Annotated in this window: 25 protein-coding genes; 11 read left to right on the top strand and 14 right to left on the bottom strand. The window is 66.3% G+C overall.

The genetic code is table 11. The features are described 5' to 3' along the window. The first annotated feature begins 46 nt into the window (after positions 1–46). The 4 genes from ISF28_RS21630 (at position 47) to ISF28_RS21615 (ending at position 4182) form a co-directional block, all read left to right on the top strand. Positions 47–589 carry a TM2 domain-containing protein gene (locus ISF28_RS21630; protein ID WP_198119246.1) on the top strand — a complete coding sequence of 181 codons (543 nt, stop codon included), beginning with the start codon at positions 47–49 and terminating at the stop codon, positions 587–589. 350 nt (positions 590–939) lie between these two features. Then, positions 940–2550: a hypothetical protein gene (locus ISF28_RS21625; RefSeq protein ID WP_198119245.1), complete on the top strand. Its 1611-nt coding sequence runs from the start codon at positions 940–942 to the stop codon at positions 2548–2550. 204 nt (positions 2551–2754) lie between these two features. After that, the gene (locus ISF28_RS21620) at positions 2755–3360 is read left to right on the top strand and encodes a PEP-CTERM sorting domain-containing protein (RefSeq protein ID WP_198119244.1); all 606 of its coding nucleotides are present in this window, start codon (positions 2755–2757) and stop codon (positions 3358–3360) included. A 90-nt stretch (positions 3361–3450) separates the two neighbouring features. Next, positions 3451–4182 (top strand): transcriptional regulator, encoded by a 732-nt coding sequence (locus ISF28_RS21615; protein ID WP_198119243.1) that lies wholly within the window; start codon positions 3451–3453, stop codon positions 4180–4182. A 27-nt stretch (positions 4183–4209) separates the two neighbouring features. Here the strand turns inward: ISF28_RS21615 and ISF28_RS21610 are convergent, their stop codons facing one another. Continuing rightward, positions 4210–5538, bottom strand: a complete 1329-nt coding sequence (locus ISF28_RS21610; protein WP_198119242.1) for an alpha-amylase family glycosyl hydrolase — start codon at positions 5536–5538, stop codon at positions 4210–4212. Between the two features lie 328 nt (positions 5539–5866). Between ISF28_RS21610 and ISF28_RS21605 the strand changes: the two genes are divergently transcribed. Both ISF28_RS21605 and ISF28_RS21600 read left to right on the top strand, forming a co-directional pair. Then, entirely contained in the window at positions 5867–6769 is a 903-nt protein-coding gene (locus tag ISF28_RS21605) for a porin (protein ID WP_198119241.1), read from the top strand. Between the two features lie 68 nt (positions 6770–6837). Continuing rightward, positions 6838–7275, top strand: a complete 438-nt coding sequence (locus ISF28_RS21600) for a hypothetical protein (RefSeq protein WP_198119240.1) — start codon at positions 6838–6840, stop codon at positions 7273–7275. Between the two features lie 100 nt (positions 7276–7375). Here the strand turns inward: ISF28_RS21600 and ISF28_RS21595 are convergent, their stop codons facing one another. The 3 genes from ISF28_RS21595 to ISF28_RS21585 all read right to left on the bottom strand — a co-directional run bounded on the left by ISF28_RS21595 (position 7376) and on the right by ISF28_RS21585 (position 10031). Continuing rightward, the gene (locus ISF28_RS21595) at positions 7376–8413 is read right to left on the bottom strand and encodes an SDR family oxidoreductase (RefSeq protein WP_198119239.1); all 1038 of its coding nucleotides are present in this window, start codon (positions 8411–8413) and stop codon (positions 7376–7378) included. A 30-nt stretch (positions 8414–8443) separates the two neighbouring features. Further along, positions 8444–9502 (bottom strand): SDR family oxidoreductase, encoded by a 1059-nt coding sequence (locus ISF28_RS21590; protein ID WP_198119238.1) that lies wholly within the window; start codon positions 9500–9502, stop codon positions 8444–8446. A 316-nt stretch (positions 9503–9818) separates the two neighbouring features. Beyond that, positions 9819–10031 carry a hypothetical protein gene (locus ISF28_RS21585; RefSeq protein WP_166863217.1) on the bottom strand — a complete coding sequence of 71 codons (213 nt, stop codon included), beginning with the start codon at positions 10029–10031 and terminating at the stop codon, positions 9819–9821. Positions 10032–10202: 171 nt separating this feature from the next. On the opposite strand from ISF28_RS21585, the gene ISF28_RS21580 reads away from it, so the two are divergent. The 3 genes from ISF28_RS21580 to ISF28_RS21570 are packed head-to-tail and all read left to right on the top strand — an operon-like array spanning position 10203 to position 12730. Continuing rightward, positions 10203–10967: a phosphatase PAP2 family protein gene (locus ISF28_RS21580; RefSeq protein WP_198119237.1), complete on the top strand. Its 765-nt coding sequence runs from the start codon at positions 10203–10205 to the stop codon at positions 10965–10967. Next, positions 10964–11878: a diacylglycerol/lipid kinase family protein gene (locus ISF28_RS21575; RefSeq protein ID WP_198119236.1), complete on the top strand. Its 915-nt coding sequence runs from the start codon at positions 10964–10966 to the stop codon at positions 11876–11878. The genes ISF28_RS21580 and ISF28_RS21575 overlap by 4 nt, the downstream gene beginning before the upstream one ends. A 15-nt stretch (positions 11879–11893) precedes the next feature. Continuing rightward, positions 11894–12730 carry a metallophosphoesterase family protein gene (locus ISF28_RS21570; protein WP_198119235.1) on the top strand — a complete coding sequence of 279 codons (837 nt, stop codon included), beginning with the start codon at positions 11894–11896 and terminating at the stop codon, positions 12728–12730. A 21-nt stretch (positions 12731–12751) separates the two neighbouring features. Here the strand turns inward: ISF28_RS21570 and cls are convergent, their stop codons facing one another. After that, complete coding sequence (cls, locus tag ISF28_RS21565; RefSeq protein WP_229519264.1) at positions 12752–14155, bottom strand: cardiolipin synthase; 1404 nt, start codon at positions 14153–14155, stop codon at positions 12752–12754. Next, positions 14152–16275 (bottom strand): site-specific recombinase, encoded by a 2124-nt coding sequence (locus ISF28_RS21560; protein WP_198119234.1) that lies wholly within the window; start codon positions 16273–16275, stop codon positions 14152–14154. The genes cls and ISF28_RS21560 overlap by 4 nt, the downstream gene beginning before the upstream one ends. A gap of 106 nt (positions 16276–16381) precedes the next feature. Between ISF28_RS21560 and ISF28_RS21555 the strand changes: the two genes are divergently transcribed. Beyond that, a complete protein-coding gene (locus ISF28_RS21555) occupies positions 16382–17218 on the top strand; it encodes a branched-chain amino acid aminotransferase (protein WP_198119233.1) in 837 nt (278 codons plus the stop codon). 273 nt (positions 17219–17491) lie between these two features. Here the strand turns inward: ISF28_RS21555 and ISF28_RS21550 are convergent, their stop codons facing one another. The 6 genes from ISF28_RS21550 to ISF28_RS21525 form a co-directional block, all read right to left on the bottom strand. Continuing rightward, on the bottom strand, positions 17492–18052 hold the full coding sequence (locus ISF28_RS21550; RefSeq protein ID WP_198119232.1) for a DUF3617 domain-containing protein: 561 nt from the start codon (positions 18050–18052) through the stop codon (positions 17492–17494). A 62-nt stretch (positions 18053–18114) separates the two neighbouring features. Further along, a complete protein-coding gene (locus ISF28_RS21545; protein WP_198119231.1) occupies positions 18115–18711 on the bottom strand; it encodes an NUDIX domain-containing protein in 597 nt (198 codons plus the stop codon). 78 nt (positions 18712–18789) lie between these two features. Further along, a complete protein-coding gene (locus tag ISF28_RS21540) occupies positions 18790–19461 on the bottom strand; it encodes a YiaD family glycine zipper/OmpA-like lipoprotein (protein ID WP_198119230.1) in 672 nt (223 codons plus the stop codon). Positions 19462–19589: 128 nt separating this feature from the next. Then, entirely contained in the window at positions 19590–19736 is a 147-nt protein-coding gene (locus tag ISF28_RS21535; protein ID WP_105378160.1) for a lmo0937 family membrane protein, read from the bottom strand. A 110-nt stretch (positions 19737–19846) separates the two neighbouring features. Next, positions 19847–20224 carry a hypothetical protein gene (locus tag ISF28_RS30630; protein ID WP_229519263.1) on the bottom strand — a complete coding sequence of 126 codons (378 nt, stop codon included), beginning with the start codon at positions 20222–20224 and terminating at the stop codon, positions 19847–19849. Positions 20225–20334: 110 nt separating this feature from the next. Further along, positions 20335–21096 carry a glycine zipper 2TM domain-containing protein gene (locus ISF28_RS21525; protein WP_198119229.1) on the bottom strand — a complete coding sequence of 254 codons (762 nt, stop codon included), beginning with the start codon at positions 21094–21096 and terminating at the stop codon, positions 20335–20337. A gap of 241 nt (positions 21097–21337) precedes the next feature. On the opposite strand from ISF28_RS21525, the gene ISF28_RS21520 reads away from it, so the two are divergent. After that, entirely contained in the window at positions 21338–22069 is a 732-nt protein-coding gene (locus ISF28_RS21520; RefSeq protein ID WP_198119228.1) for a Crp/Fnr family transcriptional regulator, read from the top strand. Between the two features lie 68 nt (positions 22070–22137). Here ISF28_RS21520 and ISF28_RS21515 read toward each other — a convergent pair whose 3' ends face one another. Both ISF28_RS21515 and ISF28_RS21510 read right to left on the bottom strand, forming a co-directional pair. Then, positions 22138–22359, bottom strand: coding sequence for a YMGG-like glycine zipper-containing protein (locus ISF28_RS21515; protein WP_198119227.1), 222 nt, complete (start codon positions 22357–22359; stop codon positions 22138–22140). Between the two features lie 175 nt (positions 22360–22534). Continuing rightward, positions 22535–24586: an AsmA family protein gene (locus tag ISF28_RS21510; protein WP_198119226.1), complete on the bottom strand. Its 2052-nt coding sequence runs from the start codon at positions 24584–24586 to the stop codon at positions 22535–22537. Positions 24587–24688: the final 102 nt, after the last annotated feature.

Genomic DNA, 24688 nt, shown 5'->3' with positions numbered 1-24688 from the left:
TCTGCAACATTAATTGTCTGTTTGAAATCGACTTGTTGGAGGACGCATGGCAATGGTGTTTTGCAGGGGCTGCGGTAAGGAGATTCATGAAACGGCCGTTTCATGCCCGCATTGTGGATGCCAACAGGCGGCCGCCGTGGGGAATATCAAGAGCCAGAGCGTGGCGGCAGTGCTGGCGGCATTCGTCGGCGGCATCGGCATTCACCGGTTCTACCTGCGCAGCCCGATCACGGGGATTTTCTACATCCTGTTTTGCTGGACGGGGATTCCGGGCCTGATCGCCCTCGTCGAGACGTTCATATACGCCTTCATGAGCCAGGAAAGCTGGGCCAGGAAATACAATAGCGGCGTGATGAGCGAGCCCGTGCACATCGCGATCCGGGTGCTCGTCCTGTTTTTCCCAGTGGCCTTCGTTGTCGGCGTTCTTGCCGCCATTGCGATCCCCGCGTACCAGAATTATCGGCTCAAGGCCGAAGCGGCGAAGTCCACCGTTTCCATCGAGGTGCCCCGGCACGTCGGCATGGTTGCCGCCCACTCGGCGATCGTCATCCCGGCGGCAAAGCCGGCAAACGCGACCCTCGTTGCCTGAGGATCGCCGGCGACCGCCCTCCGGGTCCGAAGCCCACGTCTTCGCGCCGCCGGGGGCGGTCCGGCACTTGTTGTGCCGCATCAATCCATTCCCTTCGCAAACGTCCCGACTGGCCACCGCACGTCGAGCGCCATCTTGTGCCGCCTCAACGTCTGGCGGAGTTCCCAAGCACAATTGAGCTATCACAAAACGTAACCGCAGATCATGTGTTTGTAAAAAATTGTCGTGTTCAAATTACATTTTTATACATATACTGCCGTGAGCCATTCTGGCTGAGACCGTTAGATATCCCGCAAGACATTTGCGCGCTCTCGCTAACGGTCCGACTCCCACATCCATTGGAGGAATTCATGCGTTTTGCGACTGACCGTGTCCTGCTCCTTGCGGCGTGCGCCGCATCCCTGTTGCCCCTTGCCGCCCACGCGGCGAACGGCAACGCCGCCGCCACGAACGGCGCCGAAGTCACCCCGGCCATCACCCATGACCATTTGCCGAGTCTGCGGGGCGTGATGCCCAAGCCGGACGACTACGACGGCAGCAAACACGAAAGGGAGTGGAAGCAAATCCCCCACATCGACGCGCCGGGCTTCGTGCAGGACGCGGCAACGCAGGGCGCGCACGTGTCGGGCGCCGCGTCGACCATTCCCGGCATGGGGTTCGATGGCGTGGGCAACGGCTTCACGGGCCCGCAGGGCCAGTTTACGGTGAATGCCGCGCCGCCGGACACCACCGGCGCGGTCGGTGCGACGCAATACGTGCAGTGGGTGAATTCCTCGTTCGCGGTGTTCGACAAGAGCACCGGCGCGGCCGTCTACGGTCCGGTGGCGGGCAACACGCTGTGGTCGGGCTTCGGCGGCCCATGCGAGACGCAGAACGACGGCGATCCGATCGTGAAGTACGACCGCATCGCCAACCGCTGGGTCATGATGCAGTTCGCGGTGCCGAGCGGCGGTCCGTACTACCAGTGCGTCGCCGTGTCGCAGACGTCGGATGCGACGGGCGGCTGGTATCGCTACGCCTTCCAGTACACCAATTTCCCGGACTATCCCAAGGCCGGCGTCTGGCCCGACGCGTATTACGTCACGTTCAACATGTTCAACGGCAATAGCTTCGCGGGCGCCCGCCTGTGCGCCTACGACCGCAACAGCATGCTGAGCGGCGCCGCGGCGACGCAACAATGCTTCCAGTTGTCGACCAGCTACGGCGGCGTGCTGCCGGCCGACCTGGACGGCGCCACCTTGCCGCCCGCCGGTTCGCCGAACTATATGTTGAACAAGGGCTCGTCATCGCTGAACTTCTGGAAGATGCACGTGGACTGGACGAACCCGGCCAATTCCACGCTGAGCACGCCGGTCGCGGTGCCGGTCACGGCCTTCAACGCGGCATGCGGCGGCGGCACGTGCATCCCGCAGGCCGGCACGTCGCAGCAGCTCGACTCGCTGGCCGACCGTTTGATGTATCGCCTGGCTTATCGCAATTTCGGCAGCTACGAATCGCTCGTGGTCAATCACTCGGTCGCCGTGGGCACCCGGCGCAAGAGCACCTATGCCGCCGTGCGCTGGTATGAGCTGCGCAACCTGACGGCCGCCACGCCGACCGTGTACCAGCAATCGACGTATGCGCCGGACTCGACGTTCCGCTGGATGGGCAGCATCGCGATGGACAAGATGGGCAATATGGCGCTCGGCTACAGCACGTCGAGCTCGACGCTGCATCCGGGCATCCGCTACGCGACCCGCCTGTCGACCGATGCGCTGAATACGCTGTCGAACGAAACCACCATCCTGCAGGGCAATGGCTCGCAGCTGCAGAACCTGAGCCGCTGGGGCGATTATTCGACGATGGCGCTCGACCCGGTCGACGATTGCACGTTCTGGTTCACCAGCGAGTACCTGCCGGCCAACGGCACCTTCAACTGGAGCACGCGCATCGCGTCGTTCAAGATCGCCGGCTGCCAGTAAGCCGCATCGTCCCGCCGTGTCATGCGGCGGGACGTCTCATCACCCGACTCGAACGTATGCGGTATGCAAGATTTATGTCGGGAAATATTACAGTGTTGCGCAGACTGTCATCGTTGGGCGATCTATCGTATTGATTTCTAGTTAATTTTTAGATGGGTACAAATATTGCTTAAAAGTCAGTCCCATCATAACAAGGAGTCACCCGTGTTCAAAAAACTGTTCGTGCTGGCTGCCGCCTGCGTATTTTCACTGTCCGCCTCCGCGGCTTGGGTGCAATACGATATTTCGAACGTGACTTATGCGGACGATCCGTTCAATGCCTTTTCGGGCTCGTTCGTGCAGGACTCGCATTCGGGGGGCATCGTCTGGTTCAATTTGGCGACCTTGTCGAACCGCTTCATCCCCAACTTCGATTCAACGATCATTGGCGTATCGAATTATGTGCCGGGTCAGCCGACGGGGTTTATTGCCACGTCCAGCAATAATGGCGTCAACGACAGCATGATCGGTCTGTCCTTCATGGCGGGTCCTGCGCCCGGTACGTTCGCGCTGGCTCCCAATTCGTTCGAGACCTATTTGGAGACGTTTTCGTCGAATCCGCCGGTGACGCACCAGATCCTGTCCGGCACCGTGACGGTGGGAACGATCGAGCCCCACCTGCTGGCCTACCTGGAAAATCCGAATTCCGGCCTGACCGTCTTTCTCCCGCCGAATTCTCCAGCCTCGGTGCCGGAACCGGGCAGCCTGGCGCTCATCGGCGCCGGCCTGGCCCTGATCGGCCGCCTGCGCAAGCGCGCCAGGCAGGGGTGAAGGAAAGAGGATGCGATGAGGTCCCCCGCGCAGGCGGGACCTCGCGGGCAGCACATGCTACGATCGAAGGTCGTATCGGAATCCGCGACCATGTCTGAAGTCACGCAATTACTCACGACGATCAAGCGTCAGCTCAAGCTGCAAGGAAAAACGTATCGCGACGTGGCCGCCACGCTGGGCCTGTCGGAGGCGAGCGTCAAGCGCCTGCTGACGTCGGACACGCTCGGCGTCGATCGCCTCATCGAGATCGGCAATATGCTCGGCTTCACCCTGGCCGAGCTCGCGCAGGAAGCGGCGCTGTCCGGCACGCGCTTGCACACCTTGAGCGCGGCGCAGGAAAAGGAACTCGTGTCCGACACCAAGCTGCTGCTCGTCGCCGCCTGCGCGCTGAATCACTGGACGATGGCGGACATCCTCGCCGTCTACCGCCTCACCGAGGCCGAGTGCCTGCAAAAGCTGCTGCACCTCGATCGCCTGCACCTGATCGCGCTGATGCCGGGCAACCGCATCCGCCTGAACGTGGCGCGCGATTTCGACTGGCTGCAAGGCGGCCCCATCCGCCAGTATTTCCGCACGCAGGGCCTGGCCGATTTCCTCGACGGCCGCTTCGACCGCGCCGACGAGACGCTCGCCTTCACGCACGGCATGCTGACGGAAAGCGCGCTCGCGGCCATGCAGGTCGAGCTGCGCCGGCTGCGCGCCCGCTTCGCCGAGTTGCACGAGGAAAGCCTGGCGTCGCCGCTGCCCAAGCGACGCGGCAGCGGCCTGCTGCTGGCGCTGCGAGAATGGGAGCCGGCCGGGTTCACGGCGCTGCGGCGGTGACCGCAACGCGCCGCGCACCGCCGGCCGTCATTTGCCGTGCGCGTCGATCCGGTAATCCCATGCGGCCAGCGTCTGCGCCTTGCCGCCGGGCAGGGTAAAGCGCTGCGCTTCGTTCGACACGTTGACCGTCACCTGCACGGTGTCGCCCCGCAGTGCGCGGCGGAATGCGAACACCTTGTCGTTGCCCGTTTGTAGGACTTGCACGGGGGCGCCGTACTGGCCGTTCCATAGCGCCGGATTCGCGTGCTTGAGCGCAAGCAGTTGCGTGTAGAAGGGCGCGTAGGCGTAGTCCTTCCACTGGATCGGGTCCTTCTCGAAGAACTGGATGCGCTTGTCGAGGCCCGATTCCTGGCCGCCATAAATCAGCGGCATGCCGGGCAAGGTGGCGGCCAGCACGGCCATCGCCTTGAACGCGGGGCCGTACAGTTCGACGTCGCTGCCGGCCCAGGAATTCTCGTCGTGGTTGCTCGTGAAGCGCATGCGGTAGGCGCCCGGCGGGAAGGCTTTCGGCGGGTGTTCGACGAAGTCGGCGAGCGCGCGCGCGTCCGCCTTGCCTTTCGCGATCGCCTTGAACAAGTCCTTGGTGTCCCAGCCATAGGTCATGTCGAAGGCGTGCTCGTGCAGCTCGGGCTTGTCGGCCTCGGCCAGCATGAACACGGGTTTCACGCGGTCGAGCGCGGCGCGGGCCTGGTTCCAGAACGGCGTCGGCACCTTGCCGGCGACGTCGCAGCGGAAGCCGTCGATATCGGCCTCGCGCACCCAGTACAGCATCGCGTCCGTCATGCCTTTCCACAGGCCGGGCTTGCTGTAGTCGAGGCCCGTCACGTCCGTCCAGTACTCGGGCTCGGCGCCATCCGTGTAGGTCACGGGATAGATCTCGCCCTTGGCGTTCTTGAGATACCAGTCGCTGTGCTCCGTCGTCCACGGATTGTCGAACGCCGTGTGGTTCGCGACCCAGTCGATGATCACGTGCATGCCGAGGCCGTGCGCCTGCTTGACGAGGGCCTTCAGGTCGGCGAGCGTGCCGAACTCCGGGTTCACCGCCGTGTAGTCGCGCACGGCGTAATAGCTGCCCAGCGTGCCCTTGCGGTTCTTTTCGCCGATCGGCTGGATCGGCATCAGCCACAGGATGTCGACGCCCATCTTCTTGAGGCGCGGCAGATGCTGCGCGAATGCCCTGATCGTGCCCTCCGGCGTGTATTGCCGGATGTTGACTTCGTAGATATTGGCGTTGCGCGACCAATACACGTGATGCATTGGAGCAACACTTGCCGAATCGGCGGTCGCGGCCGCGGCGGGCAGCGCCGCGCATAGCGCCAGGGAAATTGTAGTCAGGGTAAAGCGCAGCGGTCTCATGGTTTTCGTTATCCAGTAGTTTAGTTACATTTCCTGCCAATGCGATTCTAATTCGGAAATGTTGCGATGACCAGCCGCAAAAAAACGGAACCGTCTTCTTTTCGTGATATACATACGTCAGAATACGCTGACAAGACGTCGGGATAAGATGAGAGTAGATTTGTGAGATATGGGACAGACACGATTGTCCCGGAGCGGTAGGGTTTAGGCGTAAAGAGGACACGCCATGAACAAGGGTTTCGTTGCGTGCGTGGTGTTGGGCGGGTGTGCGTCGCTCGCATGCGCACAGGATTCAGGAAGCGCGGACGCTTCCACCAAGCGTTCGGGGATGGATTACGCCGGCGAAACGCCGGGCGGACATGACATCGCCGTCTTCACGGGGCAGCCGAGCCGCGGCAACGGCGCGGTCTGGCACCCGGCGCCGCATCGCACGTACGGACGCCTCGACGACATCGGCGTCTACCCGGGCACCGGCGGTTTCACGCTCGGTCACCAGTACAACTTCGAATACCTGGCGCGCCCCAACGTCGCCGACCCGTTCCACGCCGGCACGGCCGGCAAGGCCAGCAATCTCGTCACGCAAAGCGGCATGCCCGTCGCGAGCAGCGTGCGCTACTACAACAGCCGGTTCAAGCACCTGAGCACGGGCGCGTCCTGGACCATCGACACGCTCGGCGGCGACCCGATGGCGGATCGCGCCTGGGGCATGACGATCGGCGTCGATTACGGGGCGTTCTCCCTGCGCGCCGCCCACCAGAACCGGCACGTGGCCCAGGTCCATTTGTACGACCTGGCGGGCAACAATATGGAAGCCAAGAATTCTTTGATCGCGGCCAATTTCCGCACGCGGTGGGGCACGGCCTACGCCGCGTATTCCGCCAACCGCGGCTGGGGCAGCTCCCCGCTGTACAACCCCGACAATCCGTACGGCGCCGGCGTGGCCAGCACGTCATCGACGGACAGCCGCGACACCCTGGTCGGCGTCGCCGTCCCGGTGACGCACTCGACGACCTTCCTCGCGTCGTTCATCCACAAGAACGACCGCGACCTGGCCAACCGCGACGCCAACCAGTTCGCGGTCGGCGCCAGCTACGTCGTCTCGCGCAACACCGACTTTTACGCCGCGTTCTCGCGCACCGTCAACACGAACAGCACCGGCATCCTGATCGGCGGCGCCGCGCGCCCGAGCGGCAGCTCGGCCGTGAACGTCGGCATGCGCCACGCGTTCTAGCGCTGCGCCGTCGCGCGCCAAAAGCATGTAGCCTGTCCTCATGATTTTTGCATTATTTCGGAGGCAACATGACTGGCACGAGTACACTTGATCCGGATAACTTTCCGGAAGCACCCGACCGTAACCTGGGCAAGGGCCACGGCGTGGGTTCGCTCGGTCCGAGCGATATTTCGGACACCGGCAGCGACGTCGTCGGCGGTCCCGGCTTCGCCGCCAACCTGGACGAGGACCAGAAGATCGACCTGGACACGGGCACGACGTCCGACAACGAAGCCAGCTACGCCCACGACAGCGCCGGCGCCGACGTGGGCGACCCGGACCTCGAAGGCGACAGCGATTTCGGCGGCACGGGCGAGCGCGCGGCCGCGGGCCGCGACCTCGTCGCCAAGGACGGCAACGACATCGATACGGACCATATCGAAACGATTCCGAACCTGCCGCTGACGGACGAGGATGTCGATTTCCTCGGCAGCGAGCCGCCGCGAGGGCGGGCGCCGGGCAAATAATTCTTTGCCGGCCCCTTCATCCTGAGATGTCTGCCGTAGGGCGGGCACCCCGTGCCCGCCAAACGCACGCATCACGGCGACGCGGGTGGCGCGATCATCGTCACGCGTGCCACACGCGCCGCTCCCACGGCCTGCGCGTCAACGCCCACGCCGCCAGCAGCGCGCCGCCCAGCAGCATGGTCTTGGCCGGCACCGAGCGCATCTCGAACGCCGTGTACGGACTCCGCTCGACGACGCGGTGGTCGCTGTCGTTGCGCTGGCGTAGTTCGTAGGCGGCATCCGGCGTGTGCAGGGCGTCGCGGCGGACGCTCGAGTTCGGCTGGTCCGATTGCTGCCGGCCGAACATGGTGCGCGTCATGAAGCGGTCGACCGCGCGCGGCATCAGGTAACCCGCCATCGACGTCAGCTTCGCGTGGCTGCCCACGTACAGGTCGCGCTCCGGCACCTGGGCCGCGTGCACGATGGCCTGCGCCACCAGTTCCGGCGCGTAGTTCGGCGCGGGCAGGTCGGGCTCGTGCTCCATATAGCTCTTGGCGTGGTTCGGAAACGGCGTCGCGATCGCGGACGGCTTGACCACCGTGAGCGAGATGCCCGCGTCTTCCTTGTGCAGTTCCATGCGCAGCGATTCCGTGAACGCCTTGATCGCGTGCTTGGACGCGGAATACGTGCCCTGCAGCGGCACCGAGCGGTCCGACACTTCGCTGCCGAGGTTGACGATGGCGCCGCCGCCGCGTCCCTTCATCAGCTTGACGGCTTCCAGCGAGCCGTGCACGACGCCCCAGAAATTCGTCTGCATGACCTTGCGCATGTCTTCCAGCGCGACGGCCTCGTTCTTGCCGTACACGCTGATGCCCGCGTTGTTGACCCAGGTGTCGACGCGGCCGAAGCGTTCCATCGCGACCTGGCCGATGTGCGCCACGTCGGCCGGGTTGCCGACGTCCGCCGCGACGGTCGCGACGTCCGCGCCGCGCTGGCGCAGCTCGAGCGCGAGCGTGTCGAGGGCGTCGCCGTCGCGCGCCGCCAGCACCAGGTGGGCGCCGCCGTCGGCCGCCATGCGGGCCGTGGCGAGGCCGATGCCGCTCGTCGCGCCCGTGATCACCATCACTTGTTCATTCAGTTTTTTCAGCTTGATGGACATGATGCCTCCTTGGCTATCCGTGACAGGGGTTCACAGTGCGTGGCGCAGGCGGTGCGCGGACCACGTGCGCGCGGCCGGGCGGCCCGCCAGCTTCCAGGCGGCGAACAGCGCGCCGGCACCCAGCAACGCGCCCATCACCTTGCCCTTGCGCAGCGACAGCGCCGTGTACGGACACGTCTCGATCACGTGCTCGGAGATGCCCTGGCGTTCGCGCAGTTCTTGCTGCGGGTTCGGGGCGTGCAGGGCGTCGCGGCGGTTCGGTGCGGTCGGGATGGCTGTTTGCTGCTGCTTGAACATGGTCGCGCGCATATAGCGGTCGAGCACGGCCGGCATCGCGAAGCTGCCGGCCGACAGCGCCTTGGCCGTGCCGCCGACGAACACGTCGCGCTTGCGGTGCTGGGCCGCGTACAGGATCGCCTTCGCGACGAGGTCCGGCGCGTAGACCGGCGGCGGCAGGGTCGGCTCCTTGTCCAGGTAATTCTTCGCGTGCGCGACGTACATCGTGTCGACGGCGGCCGGCTTGACGAGCGTGACGGCGATCGGCGCCTTCTCCTTGTCCAGCTCGACGCGCAGCGAATCCGTGAACGCCTTCACGGCGTGCTTCGACGCGGCGTAGATGCCTTGCAGGGGCATCGAATGGTCGGACAATTCGCTGCCCAGGTTGATGATGGCGCCGCCGCCGCGCGCTTTCATGTGCTTGACGGCTTCCAGCGAGCCATGCACGACGCCCCAGTAATTGGTGTCGAACAGGCGCTGCATGTCGTCGAGGGACACCTCTTCGTTGCGGCCGAAGATCGAGATGCCGGCGTTGTTGACCCAGGTGTCGATGCGGCCGAAGCGCTCCATTGCCGCGTGGCCGATGCGTTCCACGTCGGCCGGGTTGCCGACGTCGGCGACGACCGTCGCGACCTGCGTGCCGGTGCGGCGCAGCTCGCTCGCCAGCTGGTCGAGCGCGTCGGCGCTGCGTGCCGCGAGGACCAGCTTGGCACATTGCTCGGCGGCCATGCGCGCCGTCGTGAGGCCGATGCCGCTCGTGGCGCCGGTGATGACCATCACCTGCTCATTAATCTTGCGTAATTGCACTGCCATAATGACTCCTTCATCGTGGTGGAGAAGGCCGCCGCGGTGCGCGGCATGCGGATCCGGACGGCGGGTTCAGCGACTGCGTAGCGCATATGATTGCTGAACATGACAATCGTGCTCGCACGGGAGAATTCAAGTCATTTTTTGCAAGACGGGGCGGATGGCGCGGCACCCGCCATTTGGTGCGTATGAGACGGGCCGACAGTCACGGCTGGCGGCGGTCAGCGCCGCCGCCAGCCGTGCGCGATAAGGCCGCGTTCGCTGATAGCATCGCTCACATCGAAGGCGGAAGACAGAGGGTGAAACGGGGATGCTTGCGCGTTCAGTGCGCCTTGGACAGGATCAGCAGCCAGCGGCGCAGCAGCAGCACCTCCACATGGCCCGGCTCGACGCCGGTGTCGCACTCGATGATCGGATTGACCGGGTAGAAGCGCTTGCGGAAGTCGCGCGTCACAAGAACCTCGCGGCGACCAAAGCGCAGCAGAAATGGCGTCGGTGCGTATTCGAGGCCGAAGGAGCTGTTCAGAGTAGTCATGACGATCCCTTTATCGTTTAGGTTGCTAGGTTGCGTTGTCGTGAAGTGTTTGTCTTGCTCGAGTGAGTACAGAATAGCACAACTACTGTACAAATCCACAGTTACTGTACAAAAAAACAGTCATTGCATATTTGTGTGGTTTTTTCGCCAATACGCCCCATCTGGAGCGGCATGTTGACTACCGCTTCCGCGCGCCTGCGCCGCTTCCTCGCCGCCCGCCTGTCGCCCGAAGGGGAGATGGGGCTGCACCTCACCGCCGGCGTCGCGCTGATCCTGCTGGCGGCGTGGCTCTTCGGCGCGATCGCCGAGGACGTCGTGACGGGCGACACGATCACGCTCGTCGACGTCCGCCTGGCCCACTGGTTCCACGCCCGCGCCACGCCCGGGTTCACGCGCGCCATGCTGTTCGTCACGCACTGGAACGGCATCGCGGGCTCGTCCGTCATGAGCGCGCTGCTGGCGCTGTGGTTCCTGCGCCGGCGCGCGCATTACTGGTTGATCGTCTGCCTCACCGCCGTGCCGGGCGGCATGCTGCTGAACGTCGCGCTGAAGCACGTGTTCCGGCGCGCCCGTCCCAGCTTCGACGATCCGCTGATGAACTTGCTCACCTATAGTTTTCCCAGCGGGCACACGGCCGCGGCCACCGTGTTCTACGGGCTGCTCGCGTGCTACCTCGTGCGCCGCGTCCGCGCGTGGCGCGCGCGCGTGACCATCGTGCTGGGGACCGTCGCGATGGTGATGCTGGTGGCGCTGTCGCGCATGTATCTGGGCGTGCATTACCTGTCCGACGTGCTGGCCGCGGCGGCGGAAGGGGCGGCGTGGCTGGCGATCTGCATCACGGCCGTTTCCACCCTGCACCGGCGCCGGCTGGCGCGCGGAGAAACGTCGTGGAGCGAGCGCGCCCGGCGCGCGGACGCCGCAGAGGACTTGCGATGAAACCCGTGACCGTGATCGTCAACGCGGGGGCCGGTACGGGGCACGACGAGGCCGCGTGCGATGCCTTGAGAACGCAACTAACCGACGCAGGCCTCGACGCGGAACTGGTGCGGGCAGACGGCGGCGCGCAGATGATCGCCGCGGCGCGCCGCGCGCTGGAGCAGGGCGCGCGCCTCGTGGCGGCCGGCGGCGGCGACGGCACGATCAATGCCGTGGCGTCGGTGCTGGTCGACAGCGGCGTGCCGTTCGGCGTGCTGCCGCTCGGGACGCTGAATCACTTCGCCAAGGACCTCGGCGTCCCGCTCGACGTCGCCGCGGCCGTGCGCAACCTGGCGACGGGCCGGCCGGTGCGGGTCGACGTGGGCGAGGTCAACGGCCGCATCTTCCTGAACAATTCGAGTCTCGGCCTGTATCCGGACATCGTGCGCGACCGCGAAAAGCAGCAGCGCCGCCTCGGCCGCGGCAAGTGGCTCGCGGCGGCCTGGGCGGCGCTGGCCGCGCTACGCCGCTATCCGTTCCTGTCGATGCGCCTGGACGTGAACGGCGCGCGTCTCGCGCGCCGTACGCCGTTCGTCTTCATCGGCAATAATGCCTACACGATGCAGGGCCTGTCCATCGGCGAACGGGCGCGCCTCGACGAGGGCGTGCTGAGCCTGTACGTGGCCCAGAGTCCGACGCGCCTGGGCCTGCTGCGCTTCGCCGTCGACGCCTTGTTCGGCCGCCTCGGCGAGGAGCGCGACTTCGACGTGCTGACGGCGCCCGGATTCGACATCGACACGCATCGCCGGCGCCTGCTGGTGGCGACGGACGGCGAGGTGACGACGATGCGTCCGCCGCTGCGCTACCGGATGCGGCCTGGCGCACTGACGGTGCTCGTGCCGCCGGGGCAGAATGGTGCCAATCACAGCTGAGGGAAAGGGAAAGCCATGCGTACACTCGTCCACCTGTCCGACCTGCATTTCGGCCGCGTCGATCCGCTGCTGCTCGACCCGCTGCGCGACCTGGTCCACCAGCTCGCGCCCGACGTCGTCGTCGTCTCGGGCGACCTGACCCAGCGCGCCAAGAGCGAGCAGTTCGAAGAGGCGAAGACCTGGCTCGACACCTTGCCCGGCCCGCAGATCATCGTGCCGGGCAACCACGACATCTCGCTGTACAACGTGTTCCGCCGGTTCGTGCTGCCGCTCGACCGCTACAAGCGCTACATCACGGACGATCTCGACCCCGTCTACATCGACGACGAGATCGCCGTGCTCGGGGTGAACACGGCGCGCTCGCTCACGTTCAAGGATGGCCGTGTGAACCGCGAGCAGGTCGAGAAGATCCGCGCGACCCTGTCCGGCCTGGCCCCCGGCGTCACGCGCGTCGTCGTCACGCACCATCCGTTCGACTTGCCCAAGGGCGCGGAAGAGGACGAACTCGTCGACCGCGCGCACATGGCGATGGACGTGTTCGCGGAACTGGGCGTCGACCTGCTGATGGCGGGCCACCTGCACATGAGCCACGCGGGCAATACGCAGGCGCGCTACAAGATCAGCGAATACGCGGCGCTGGTCGTGCAGGCCGGCACGGCGACGTCCACCCGCGGGCGGGGCGAGGTCAATTCGTTCAACGTGCTGCGCATCGAGCCGATCCGCATCGAAGTCGACCGTTACGGCTGGGACAGCGTGCACGACCGGTTCCAGCTGCTCGCCACGGAGAAATTCATGCGCAGCGGGAACATCTGGACCGAGGCGGCGGATGGGATGCTGGCGGCGGGGCTCTGACCGCGCCGCGTCGTCGCGCGCTCAGATCCAGTACTCGCCCAGCCGCGCCACCCACTCCTTGATCCGGTCCGACCATGGCCGGTGCTGCCACCGTTCCAACGTCACTTCTTTCGAGTCGCGCAAATCTTCGTTGAACGCGCTCTCCATCGAGGCGCCGAACGCCGGGTCCATCACGACCACGTTCAGCTCGTAGTTGTGGATGAAGCTGCGCCGGTCGATGTTGGCGGAGCCGATCGTCGACCAGCCGCCGTCGATCACCGCCGTCTTGGCGTGCAGCACGGCGATCTGCAGTTCGAAGATGCGCACGCCGCCGGCCAGCAACTGGTCGTAGAAGGCCTGGCCGGCGTAGCGGATCAGGCTGTGGTCCGACACGCCCGGCAGCACGAGTTTCACGTCCACGCCGCGCCTGGCGGCCGAGGTCAAGGAGTCGACGATCTGCTGGTCCGGCACGAAGTAGGCGCACGTGATGTGGATCGACCTCTTCGCCTCGTTGATCGCGACGACGAGCGCCTTGTAGATGTCGGACGCGCGGTCCGGGTCGGACGCGAGCACGCGGATGATCTTGTCGCCGACGGGCGTGAGCGTCGGGAAATACTCGGCCGGCGGCAGCTCGCCGCCTTCCTGCCGGACCCACAGGTTGATGAACGACCACTGCAGCGGCGCAACGGCCGGGCCTTCGATCTTGACGTGGGTGTCGCGCCAGCCGACCTTGTCGCCGTCGACCTGGTCCGGCTTGTGGCGCGAGCGGAACAGCGAACTGTTCGCATACGTGCTGCTGATGTTGATGCCGCCCGTGAAGGCCACCTTGCCGTCGACGACCATCAGCTTGCGGTGGTTGCGGTTGTTCAGTTCCCAATTGCCGTGCGCCTTGGCCGGGTTCACCGGATTGAAGATCAGCACGCGGATGCCGGCCTGGCGCATGCGATCGAAGAAGGCGGCCGGCGTGCCGATGGCGCCCACGGCGTCGACCATCACGTTCACGGCCACGCCCTGGCGCTGCTTGTCGATCAGCAGGTCGGCGAACTCGTTGCCCACCTTGTCCGAATCGAAGATATAGGTTTCCAGGTTGATGGAACTGGTGGCGACGCGCGCGGCGGCCATCATCTCGCGCATCGTCGCCGGGCCGTCGAACAGCAGCTTGACCTTGTTGCCGGCGATGAGCGGGACGCCCGTCGCCTGTTCCTCCAACGTCGCCAGCGCCTTGAGGTTGCTGCTCGCATTGGCCCAGCGCCGCGCGACGAGGGCGGACGCCTTCTTCGGCGGCAGCGTGCCCTTCGTCGTCTCGATGGTGGGCGTGGCCTTCGCGGGCATCTGCGGATCGACGTCCGGCAGCGATTTGCACGCGACGACGCCGCAGCAGAAGAACAGCGCCAGCATCCAGGCGAACGGCGGAAGGCGCCGTAGGAGGGCGAGCGGCGACTTCATGGGCATCCTCGCGGGTTGACCGGTGCTGCCTGGTCGAGGTCGCGCGGCCCGATGAAGAAATCGAGCGGCGCCGCGCGCAGCCGCCGGCCCAGCGCGTGCAGCAGGCGCAGGCCGTGGTGGAAGCGCACCTTGCGCGCCCGGAGCGCCACCCACAGCGCGAAGCCGAAGCTCACCAGCAAATTGACCATGCCGATCAGGGCGATGCCGAGGAAGGTGACGGCGATCGTCTGCGCGTCGAGCCGCTGGCCGAGTCCCACGTAGCCGATGGCGAAGTGGGCGGCCGAAAAGGTCACGTGGCGCACGTCGAGCGGCAGGCCGAGGAGGAAGCCGGCGGTGGCCGTCGTGCCCATCAGGACGCCGAACACGAAGTTGCCCATCAGCCCGCCCAGGTTGTCCTCGACATAGCGCGCGAAGCGGGCGCGCCGTTCCACGCCCAGCAGGCGGCGCAGCCAGCGCAATTGCTCGACCCGCCGGGCCATCCGCGTGTACAACGCCTTGTTGTCGTAGTAACCGGACACGAGGCCGGACACGAACAGCCACACACCGGCGATGGCCGCGTGCAGCAGGGCGAGCGAGTGCCAGGGATGGCTGTCCGCGATCAGGTGTCCGGCCTTCGCCGGATTCACGAGGTGCTTGCCGAAGATCGCGTGCCACGCGACGGCGAGGCCCCAGGCGGCGGGGAGCACCGTGACGAGATTGCCCAGCACGGCGACGATCTGCGTGCGGAACACCTTGTTCACGAGGGCCGCCATGCTGTCGACGTCGACCTGGCGCCGGCCGCTTCCCCGTCCGCCGCCGCGCTGCGCCGTCTCGTGCAGGGCGGCGGCGATGCGGGCGGCCGTCATCGCGGGCTGCTTGGTGGCGATCGTGAAGTGCAGCACGTGCACGAGCATGAAGCCGGCCGCGTAATTGATGCTGTAGAACAGCGCTTCGATCAGCGGGGCGCGATTCAGGTACGAGATCACGATCTTGACCAGCGCCATGAAGCCGATGACGACGCCGGCCCCGGCCGACGATGCGAACATGCCGCGCAGGTCGGCGCGCCGTTCGGCGATGTAGTGCTCGCCCGTGCGGCTCGCGTTTTCCGTCACGTTGCGGGCCAGCAGGTCGATGTTGTCGCGCACCAGGCCGCGCACCTCGTACTTCGTGTTGTGCGCCTCGGCCAGTTCCTGCGCGAGGTCGACGGCGGCCGCGCGCCGCAGGCTCGTCGGCGGGGCGGCCGGTGGTGTCGCCTCGTTCGCGAGCGCTGCCACGTCCACGGTGGGCGCGGCCGGCAGCTCTCCGCTCGTGTCGACGAGGAACAGGAGCTTGCGCAGGCGGTCGATGCTTTGCGTCAGCGCGACGAGCAGATAGGTCAGCGCGACGCTCGTGCCCGACGCGAGCGCCTTGTTGCGGACTTTCAGGACGACCTCTTCGCACTGGTCGAGCATGACGAGCAGGTGGCGCGCGTCTTCCATCGTGTCGATCTCGCCGGCCGTCAGGCGGCCGTAGTCGTCGAGGTATTTGTTCGCCTCGATGTTCTGCATGAGGAAGGGCGAGTCGACTTCCTCGATCTCCATGTGCGCGTGGATCAGGCGCGGTTCCAGGCCCAGCGCGCAGACGCGGCAGGACAGGGTCCGGACCGCGTCGAGCAGGCCGGCCAGCACGACCTTGCGCGCGCGGGAGGATTCGTCCGTGTCGTCATCGGGCGGTGCCGCGTTGGCGACGACGTCGAACAACGCGAGCCAGTCGGCGTTCGGCACCGCGCGGATCCACTGGTAATCGTCGTCGCGGCACAGGACCTTGTCGAGGGTATCCGACAGGTACCGCTCGTCGAGCGCGGGCGGCAGGAAGCGGTAGGCGATGCGTTTCTTCAGCTCCGTGAAAAAGCCGTCGTTCGACAGGATGCCGACGTCCGAGTACAGGCTCGTGTGGCGGCGCGTCTCCAGCAGCCTGGTCACGTAGCGGCGCAGCGCCGCGGCCCGGTCGGGATGACCCTGCAGGAGCTGCGTCAGCGCGCGCACCTGGGCGATCGCATCGCCGTGATCGCGCGCGCGGCGCGGACGCAGGCGGTCGACCAGGTCGACGATGAGGTCGATGCGGTCGCTGTCAGGATCGAGGCGTTCGAGTATCGAGAGCATGGCAACGTCAGTGTACGCGTGGACACCCCGCGCCACTGTACGCTGACGAACCGAGCGGACGTGGCTGCGTTACACTTGATGCTCGACGTCATCAGTGGGGGAGACTATGTACCTGACTTACTTCAACGGGCAATGGGCTGAAGGAAATACGCCGCTGTTCGGCGCGATGGACCACAGCGTGTGGCTGGGCTCGTCCGTATTCGACGGTGCCCGTGCGCTGCGCGGCCATTTGCCGGACCTGCGCCCGCACCTGGAGCGCGTGATCGCGTCGGCCGAGAAGGTGGGTCTCACGTGTCCGTTGAGCGTGGACGAGATGGAAGCGCTCGTGCGCGAAGGCGTCGCGCGCTTTCCCGCGGATGCCGAGCTGTACGTCCGTCCGCTCGTGTTCGCGTCCGAAGGTTTCCTCATCCCCACGCCGGAAGCGGCAGCCTTCGCGCTGACGCTGTTCGACGCGCCGCTGCCGCCGTTTTCCGGCTTCTCGGCCTGCCTGTCGCCGCTGCGCCGGCCGGAACCGACGATGGCGCCGACGGACGCCAAGGCCTCGGCCCTGTACGCCAACACGGCCCGCGCGCTGCGCGACGCGAAGGCGCACGGCTTCGACAACGCCGTCCTGCTGGACGCGGCCGGCAATGTGGCCGAGTTCGCGACGTCGAACCTGTTCCTCGTGACGGCCGACGGCGAGGTCGTCACGCCGGCACTGAACGGCACCTTCCTGGCCGGCATCACCCGCGCCCGCGTGATCGCGCTGCTGGCCGGGGCAGGCGTGAAGGTCGGCGAGCGCACGGTCAAGCCGGAAGAGCTGGACACGGCCCGCGAAATCTTCAGTACCGGCAACTACGGCAAGGTCACGCCGTGCACCCGCTACGAATCGCGCGAACTGCCCGCCGGCCCGGTGGCGCGCCAGGCCCGCGACCTGTATCTCGCCTACACCGAAACGACCTGACCGCAATTCGGGGTCAGAGCACATTTTTCGCGAAATTCGGGGTCAGAGCAATTTTGCGCGCAAGGTTCGCAGAGTAAGAGTTGCCCGCCAGCGGGCCGCGTTTTCGGCCGCGCGCGTCGATTATTTGGCGCCATCGCCGGCGGCCTAGGCTAGCGGCGTCGCTAGACTTCCCGACGGGACATTGATCCGAAATGTGCTCTGACCCCGAACTTATGCTCTGACCCCGAATTTGCAAAAGACGGGGGCGGCTTGGCATGTCGCTGCGTCGTGCGCTTATTTGGCGGGCGGGGTGGGGATGGGGCGGATGTTGCCGCAGTCGGCCGACAGCCACTTGCCGGTCACGTTCATGTCCACGACCTGGTTGCGACCCTGTTCGTCGCTCCGGAGCTTCATGTGGGCGCGGTAGCTCGTGTCGCTGTCCGCCGTCACCTCGCCTTCGCCGCTCACTTTCGGCTTCGTGCAGGTGAAGGCGATGTGGCCGCGGGTGGGCGATTGCTGGGTGAACGTCTGCTTGCAATCGCCTTGCTGGACCGGGAATTCCTTGCGCTCGGCCATGGCGCGCGTCATGCACAACTTGGTCTGCAGCGCGCCGCCCGCGCCGATGTCGAGCTGCATGCCGTTCTGCTGCATGATCTTCTGCATCTGCTGGCGCTGCTCGGGCGACATGTTCGCCATCTGCTGCTGCATGGCGGACATCGCTAGCGCGACTTGCGGATCGCTGGACGTCATGCTGTTCGACAGCGACCACAGGCCGGGTTTCATGGTCTGGGCGCCGGCCGGGAGCGCCGCGCAGGCGCAGGCGAGCAGGACGAGGCGGGCAACGGTCTTGTTCATCGTGATGGTTTCCTTTTCAAGCAGGGTCGCGGCGGACCGGCAAAGGCGAAAGCGAAGGCGAATCACGATGCCTCGCCGTGCCGCCCCAGCACCTTGCGCTCCAGGTGCATCAGCAGCAGCACGGTCTTGGCGTCGACGATGTCGCCCGTTTCGATCATGGCGAGGGCGTCGTCGAAATCCAGTTCCACGACCTCGATGTCTTCGCCTTCCTCGCGCTTGCCGCCGCCGTCGCCGCAGCGCCGTTCATGATCATACTCCGCGACGAACAAATGGACGCGTTCCGTCGTCGAGGCCGGGCTGACGTACAGTTGCAGCGCGCTCTGCACGCGGTCGACGTCGTAGCCGGTTTCCTCGCGCGCCTCGGCCAGCGCGCGCGTGGCCGGATCGGTGCCGTCCAGCATGCCGGCCGCCGCTTCGAGCAGGAAGCCGTCGTGGCCCGCGAGCCGGGCGCCGACGCGGAACTGGCGGGTCAGCACGACGGAGCGGTGCGCGCGGTTGTACAGCAGCACGGCGGCGCCGTCCGCGTTGTCGTAGACCTCGTGCGATTGAACCTGCAGGTCGCCGTCATGGCGGCGCTGCGCATAGGTGACGTTTTTCAGGGGCAGAAAGTGGTCCGAGAGGATTTCCTCGCGGACGATGCGCACGGTGTCGCTGGACATGGCATCTCCTGTGGTTGGCCTTGTCCGAGGATACACCGTGCGTCGCCCACGCCGGCGCGCGCCCGCGCGCCCGGCTACTCAGCCCTGGCGGGCCGGTTCGCTGACGAAGATCTCGACGCGGCGGTTGCGCGCGCGGCCCGCCGGGTCGTCGTTGGAGGCGATCGGCTCGCGCGCGGCGCGGCCTTCGACCGTGATGCGGGCCGGATTCACGCCGCGCGCCGCCAGGTAGTCGCGCGTGTGGGCGGCGCGGTCCAGCGACAGCGGCTGGTTGATCGCGTCGCCGCCGGTGTTGTCCGTGTGGCCGATGATCGTCACGTTGGTGGCCGGATTCTCGTTCAGCGTCTGGGCGAAGCGGTCGAGGATGGGGCGGAAATTCGGCTTGATGTCGGAGCGGTTGGTGTCGAACGAGACGTCGCTCGGGATCTCGAGCTTGAGGCGGTTGTCGGCCGTCTGCGACACCTGGACGCCCGTGCCGCGCGTGGCCTGTTCCATCGCCTGGCGCTGCTGTTCCATGTGGCGCGACCAGACGTTGCCGGCGACGGCGCCCGCCGCCGCGCCCAGGATCGCGCCGCGCGTGGCCCGGCCGGAACCGCCGCCGCCCGTCGACGCGCCGAGGATTGCGCCCAGGCCCGCGCCGATGCCGGCGCCGGTGGCGGTGCCGCGCTGGGTCTGGTTCATGTCGGCGCAGCCGGTGGCGGCCACGGCGAAGGCGGTGGCGCACAGGGTCGAACGGATCAGGGTTGTTTTCATGGTGGACTCCTTCAAAAAATATCCGTTTCGTAGTCGCACCCGTGGCAGTGGGCACGACCGCGAAACGGATCGGTCAGGTCCGCGGAAGACTGCGGATCGGCACGCCGGTGCGTGCCTCGGTGATGATGCTATATGCCTCGGCCACTGATCAGGCGGACCAGGATCATGATCACGGCGACGACGAGCAGGATATGGATGAACCCGCCGACGGTGTAGGAGGTTACCAGACCGAGCAGCCACAGAATGATGAGTATGACGGCAATTGTGTAGAGCATGATAGTGTCCTCATGGTTGACGGCAATCGGGGCGCCGCGTTTCCAGTATCGAACCAACAAGCCCTGCACTCCGTACGATGCCGTACATTAGCGCGCATCTCTACGGCGCATTACGTCGCGCCTTTTTGTTCCTTGTGCAGGCCCGGGATCCACCCCATGAAGCCGACCAGGCCCAGAAAGCCGATCAGGCACGTCAACAGCCCGCCCGTGATCAGGAAAAACACGTCCTGGGCCGCCATGTCCGCCCCCTGCGGCGCCGCGCCCGCGCTGGCCAGGCCGAAGCCCGTCAGCAGAAGTCCCCAAAGAATGATGCCGATCCATGCCAGGCTGTTCATCTTGCGTCCTTTCGCTTGAGTGTTCTCTGCCGTATGAAGCCGATTCTTATGTGCGCAGGCAAACTGCTCCGTGCGCTGGCGCACATTGCGAAAAAGAAAACTTAGTGAGCGATCGTACAAGGTGCGGCGCGATGCGCGCAGCATGACATTCATGCTTTGCGCATGGGAACGAAGCGCGGCCGCGCCCGTATTCAACATAGCACGCGGCGGCGCAAAACAAAACCGGGGCTGCGGCCCCGGTCTCGTTACAAACGCATTGCGATTCAGGCGGAATGCAGCGCGCCCTTGACGATGCGCACGCGGTCGCCCGTGCGCCACGGCGGCACGCTGTGCTGGTGGAAGGTGCGCAGGCTGCCGTCGTCCAGGCGGACGCGGATCTCGTAGCTGACGTCGGCCTTCATATTGCCCTCGACCTGGTTGCCGACGACGGCGCCGCCCACCGCGCCCGCGACGGTGGCCAGTTGCCGCCCGTGGCCGCCGCCCAGCTGGTTGCCGAGCAGGCCGCCGAGGATGGCGCCGCCGGCCGCGCCCACGCCGCTGCCCTGGGCGCGCGTCTTGATCTGGCGGATCGATTCGATGTTGCCGCAATTGCCGCACCAGTTGCTGTGCGTGTCGTTCGACGCGACCCGGGTCGATTGATGCGACCTGTGCGCCGGCACCGGTTCGGCCGGCGCGTACTGCGGGGCAGGGGCGTAGCCGGACGCGGTGGAGCCCTGGCTGCCGCTGGCGCCGTACGCGGCGCCCGGCGCCGTATACGGCTGGGCAACGCCCGGCGCCGGCTGCGGCTGGCTCGCGAGCGGCGCGGGCGCTGCCGCGTAGCCCGGCTGGCCCGGCTGTTGCAGGCCGGCCGACAGGGCGGCGCGGTCGGCGTCGCTCAAGTGGCCGCGGTTGCCGCCGGTCGACGACGGCAGCCAGCCCATGATGGCCGCCGTGCCGATGGCGCAGAACAGGATCACCGCGATGGCGGCGACGATCAGGAGGGGGTGTTGCCTGGCCCGTGCGGGCGGGTTGGGATGGGTGTCCATGGCTATCCTTTCCGGTGTCTGTGGGGACGCTGCGGGGCCGCAAGCCCCTGAGTCCGGTACGTTTCCATTGTCCCTGGCAACAACACCACGTTCCGTGCGTCACCGTACATACTTGCCCTGGCGTGGCCGTTAGGCTGACCGAAAGTTGTTTGCAAATGTTTCCGGACGGTGTAAATACCGCTGTTTCGTTTTCGAACCTCAGCCACCGTGTGAACCGATGAAGTCCAACCGCGAGGGTCCGATGAATTCAGCCGCTCCACCCCTGGTCGCCGAGCACAACGCCAACCTGCTGCTGGCCGCGCTGCCGCCGCAGGAACTGGCCCGGATGCTGCCGGCGCTCGACCAGGTCAGGGTGGACGTCGGCGCGGTCCTGTGCGAACCCGGCGACACCCTCCGCCACATCTATTTTCCGCACGATTGCCTGATCTCCCTCATGGCCGTGGCCGAAGGCCGCATGACGCTCGAAGTCGGCCTGATCGGGCGCGAAGGCATGCTCGGCGCCACCGTGGCCCTCGGCCATGACACGACCCAGGTGCGTGCCGTCGTCCAGCGTGCCGGCAGCGCGAGCCGCATCGAGGCCGACCGCCTGCGCGCCGAATTCGCCCGCAATCCGGCGCTGCAGCGCGTGCTGTACCGCTATACCGATTCGCTGCTGGCCCAGGCCATCCAGATCGCCGTGTGCAGCCGCTACCACGTGCTGGAAGCGCGGCTGGCGCGCTCGCTGCTCATCACGCGCGACCGCCTGCAATCCGAAAAATTCCACCTGACCCACGAATTCCTCGCCCACGCGCTGGGCGTGCGCCGCGTGGGCGTCACCAAGGCCGCCAGCGCGTTGCAGCAGCAGGGGCTCATCAACTACAGCCGGGGCAATATCGAGATACTCGATCCGGAAGGCCTGGCCGCCGCGGCGTGCACCTGCTACGAGATCGTGCGCGAGGCCGGGGCGGGCGTGGGGGCGCCGGAGCTCGTCTGACGCGCAGGTCGCGGACGCCGAAAAAACGCCCCGGCATGCGGGGCGTCGTTGATGCGAGCCAAGCGCGCTCAGTGCGTCGACTTGACCTGGTTGCCGATCACGCCGCCCACGGCAGCGCCGCCGACCGTGCCGGCCGCGCTGCCGCCCGTCAGCGCGCCGCCGAGCACGGCGCCGGCGCCGGCGCCGATGGCGGTGTTACGGTCTTGCGTCGACATGCCGGCGCAGCCGGAGAGGCCCAGGGCCACGGTTGCCAGCGATGCGGTCACGATGATCTGCTTGATGGTTTTCATGATGATCTCCTTAGGTGGGTTGCTTACTCGAGGCGCCGCTCATGTCAGACCGGTCTCACGCCCCTCACGCTGTGTCGGCGTCGATCTCGTCCGGGAACGCCACCGGCCTTACCATGACTTCAGATTACATGTCGATCGCATAGCGCTCTGTACGACAAATAACACTGTGCCGGCCTCAGCGCTTTGCGCTTTTGCCCGGCGGCGGCGCCACCGGTTTCGCGCCCGCCTGGGCCAGCAGGGCGTTGCACGGGCTGTCCTTGCCGGGGCCGGTGTTGATCAGCGGCAGCAGGGCCGCGGCCGGTGCCGCGATCACGGCCAGCGCGGCCGCCGCGCCGCCTTTCAGCGCCAGCACTTTCTTGTCGAGCGACAGGTCCGGATGCTTGAACGTGCCGCGCACGTAGAACGGCGTGCGCAACGTAAAGATGCGCAGCCCCTTCGTTTCCGGCTTGATGCGCAGGTCCAGCCGCTCGGTCGACATATTGACCCAGCCGTTGATGTCGACGATCGCGTCGTCCGTGTCGAGCACGAAGGTGCGGGTCTGCGCCACGCCGTCCTTCACGCCGAGGTCGGCGGCGAGGCAGTTCAGCTGGACTTGCTTGTCGCCGAACAGCTTCGTGATGATGACGTTGCCGACGTTCAGCCCCGCTTCTTCCAGCAGCAGCTTGCTGACGACGCCCTGGCTGATGAGGCCTTTTACTTCGCCGTTCGAGTTGGCCAGCATGGCGCCGACGGAATCGCCCGTCGCGGTCAGCTTCGCCTCGCCGTAGATCGAGCCGACCGTCGCCTGCATCTTTTCGATCTGCGGGAACAATTCCTTGATATGGATCTCGTGGGCCTTCACGTCGGCCGTGGCCTTGATCGGCTCGTTCGCGTTGCTGCCGTCGAGCTTGATGTTCGAGTTGACGTTGCCGCCGGCCATGGCGAAATCGAGAGGCTGCAGCGTGAGCACGCCGTCGTTCATCACGAGGTGGCTTTGCAGCTTGCTGATCGGCAGGTCCTTGTCCTTGACGATGCGGTCGGCCGTGAAGCGCACGTCGGCGTCCAGCACCTTCCAGCGCTCCGTATGGAATTTCTCGACGGGGAGCGCCTTGCCTTCCGGCTGCACCGCCGCGACGCCGCGCGCCCGCTTGCTGGCGTTGGAGTCGGCGCCGATCAGCGGACCGAGGTCGGCAAAGCGCAGCTGGTGCGAGACGACGTTGCCGGTCAGCTTGTTGCGCGGCTTGCCCGTCGTGAATTCGAGGTGCCCCGCGATGTCGGACTCGCCGACCTTGCCCTTGAATTTGTCGTAGACCCAGCGGCTGTTTCCCTTGCCCAGCTGGCCCGTCAGGTGGCCGTCGGTCGAGAACGCGGGCGTTTCCGGCAGCAGCACGCCCGTGAACGGGTACAGCCGCGCCATCGACGGCGCCGCCAGGGTGAGCTTGAGGTCGATGCCGGCCAGGTGGGCCGGACGCGTGACCGTTCCTTCGACGGCGATGCGCGTATTGGCCGAATGCACGTCGGCCTGGACGGGGAAGGGCTCGTCCTGGTTGCGCAGCGACAGCACGGCGCCCGCCTTGCCGCCGCCGCCCACGGGCGCGCCGTTGTACTCGCCGCGCAAGGTCCAGGCGATGCCATAGGTCGGGTCGTTCGCGATCGTGTCGATGTCGGCCGTGACGTCGGCCTTGGTGACGGCGTCGATGACGCGGATCGTGCCCTTGTTCAGCACGACGCGCTCGAGGTCGAGCGTCCACTTCGATTTCTTTTCCTCGGGCTTGTAGACCCAGTTGTAGTGCGTGGCGTCCGTGCGCAGCAGTTCGGCCTGCGGGCCGTCGAAGCGCAGCACGGGCACGTGGATGGTGTGGGTCAGCAGGCCGAACGGATCGAGCGAGAACGAGAACCGGCGCACGCTCGCCATGTCGCGCTGGGGCAGTCCGGCCGGGTTGCCGACGTGGACGTCGTCCGCGTACAGGTGCGGCCACGGGATGTAGTCGCGCCACGTGCGCTGGCCTTTCGGTATGCTTTTCGACGGCTGTTCCCAATGCACCGCGAGGTTGCCGCGGATGGCGAACGGGCGCTCGATGGCGTCGCTGACCTTGTCGTCGAGCCAGGGCTTGATGCGGTTCCAGTCGAACGTGAGCAGGATGACGATGGCGATGACGGGGATCGCGACCAGCACGCCGACGATGCCGAGCGTGATTTTCATCGGGCGCGGCAGGTGCGCGCCGTGCGTGGGCTGTTGGGCAGTCATGGCCTTCCTCCTAGGTTGAATGCAGGTTATCGTAAAGGTCTGCACGTCAATGTGCGGTGCCGCACCGTGACCCGGCCGTAGAGGGCCCGGGGCGGCGTCTAT

Origin of the sequence: Massilia rhizosphaerae (assembly GCF_016093545.1) — a bacterium.
GTDB lineage: Bacteria > Pseudomonadota > Gammaproteobacteria > Burkholderiales > Burkholderiaceae_D > Telluria > Telluria rhizosphaerae.
This window is presented reverse-complemented; position numbering and strand designations above follow the sequence as displayed.

Excerpts from the sequence above, each read along its gene's own strand:
- ISF28_RS21595 (WP_198119239.1), bottom strand. The coding sequence starts at position 8,413 with ATGTCCATCAAGCTGAAAAAACTGAATGAACAAGTGATGGTGATCACG.
- ISF28_RS21625 (WP_198119245.1), top strand. The coding sequence starts at position 940 with ATGCGTTTTGCGACTGACCGTGTCCTGCTCCTTGCGGCGTGCGCCGCA.
- ISF28_RS21520 (WP_198119228.1), top strand. The coding sequence starts at position 21,338 with ATGAATTCAGCCGCTCCACCCCTGGTCGCCGAGCACAACGCCAACCTG.
- ISF28_RS21545 (WP_198119231.1), bottom strand. The coding sequence starts at position 18,711 with ATGTCCAGCGACACCGTGCGCATCGTCCGCGAGGAAATCCTCTCGGAC.
- ISF28_RS21585 (WP_166863217.1), bottom strand. The coding sequence starts at position 10,031 with ATGACTACTCTGAACAGCTCCTTCGGCCTCGAATACGCACCGACGCCA.
- ISF28_RS21570 (WP_198119235.1), top strand. The coding sequence starts at position 11,894 with ATGCGTACACTCGTCCACCTGTCCGACCTGCATTTCGGCCGCGTCGAT.
- ISF28_RS21605 (WP_198119241.1), top strand. The coding sequence starts at position 5,867 with ATGGATTACGCCGGCGAAACGCCGGGCGGACATGACATCGCCGTCTTC.
- ISF28_RS21535 (WP_105378160.1), bottom strand. The coding sequence starts at position 19,736 with ATGCTCTACACAATTGCCGTCATACTCATCATTCTGTGGCTGCTCGGT.
- ISF28_RS21610 (WP_198119242.1), bottom strand. The coding sequence starts at position 5,538 with ATGAGACCGCTGCGCTTTACCCTGACTACAATTTCCCTGGCGCTATGC.
- ISF28_RS21630 (WP_198119246.1), top strand. The coding sequence starts at position 47 with ATGGCAATGGTGTTTTGCAGGGGCTGCGGTAAGGAGATTCATGAAACG.
- ISF28_RS21515 (WP_198119227.1), bottom strand. The coding sequence starts at position 22,359 with ATGAAAACCATCAAGCAGATCATCGTGACCGCATCGCTGGCAACCGTG.
- ISF28_RS21525 (WP_198119229.1), bottom strand. The coding sequence starts at position 21,096 with ATGGACACCCATCCCAACCCGCCCGCACGGGCCAGGCAACACCCCCTC.
- ISF28_RS21600 (WP_198119240.1), top strand. The coding sequence starts at position 6,838 with ATGACTGGCACGAGTACACTTGATCCGGATAACTTTCCGGAAGCACCC.
- ISF28_RS21580 (WP_198119237.1), top strand. The coding sequence starts at position 10,203 with ATGTTGACTACCGCTTCCGCGCGCCTGCGCCGCTTCCTCGCCGCCCGC.
- ISF28_RS21560 (WP_198119234.1), bottom strand. The coding sequence starts at position 16,275 with ATGCTCTCGATACTCGAACGCCTCGATCCTGACAGCGACCGCATCGAC.
- ISF28_RS21575 (WP_198119236.1), top strand. The coding sequence starts at position 10,964 with ATGAAACCCGTGACCGTGATCGTCAACGCGGGGGCCGGTACGGGGCAC.
- ISF28_RS30630 (WP_229519263.1), bottom strand. The coding sequence starts at position 20,224 with ATGAATGTCATGCTGCGCGCATCGCGCCGCACCTTGTACGATCGCTCA.
- ISF28_RS21590 (WP_198119238.1), bottom strand. The coding sequence starts at position 9,502 with ATGGCAGTGCAATTACGCAAGATTAATGAGCAGGTGATGGTCATCACC.
- ISF28_RS21550 (WP_198119232.1), bottom strand. The coding sequence starts at position 18,052 with ATGAACAAGACCGTTGCCCGCCTCGTCCTGCTCGCCTGCGCCTGCGCG.
- ISF28_RS21555 (WP_198119233.1), top strand. The coding sequence starts at position 16,382 with ATGTACCTGACTTACTTCAACGGGCAATGGGCTGAAGGAAATACGCCG.
- ISF28_RS21510 (WP_198119226.1), bottom strand. The coding sequence starts at position 24,586 with ATGACTGCCCAACAGCCCACGCACGGCGCGCACCTGCCGCGCCCGATG.
- ISF28_RS21615 (WP_198119243.1), top strand. The coding sequence starts at position 3,451 with ATGTCTGAAGTCACGCAATTACTCACGACGATCAAGCGTCAGCTCAAG.
- cls (WP_229519264.1), bottom strand. The coding sequence starts at position 14,155 with ATGAAGTCGCCGCTCGCCCTCCTACGGCGCCTTCCGCCGTTCGCCTGG.
- ISF28_RS21540 (WP_198119230.1), bottom strand. The coding sequence starts at position 19,461 with ATGAAAACAACCCTGATCCGTTCGACCCTGTGCGCCACCGCCTTCGCC.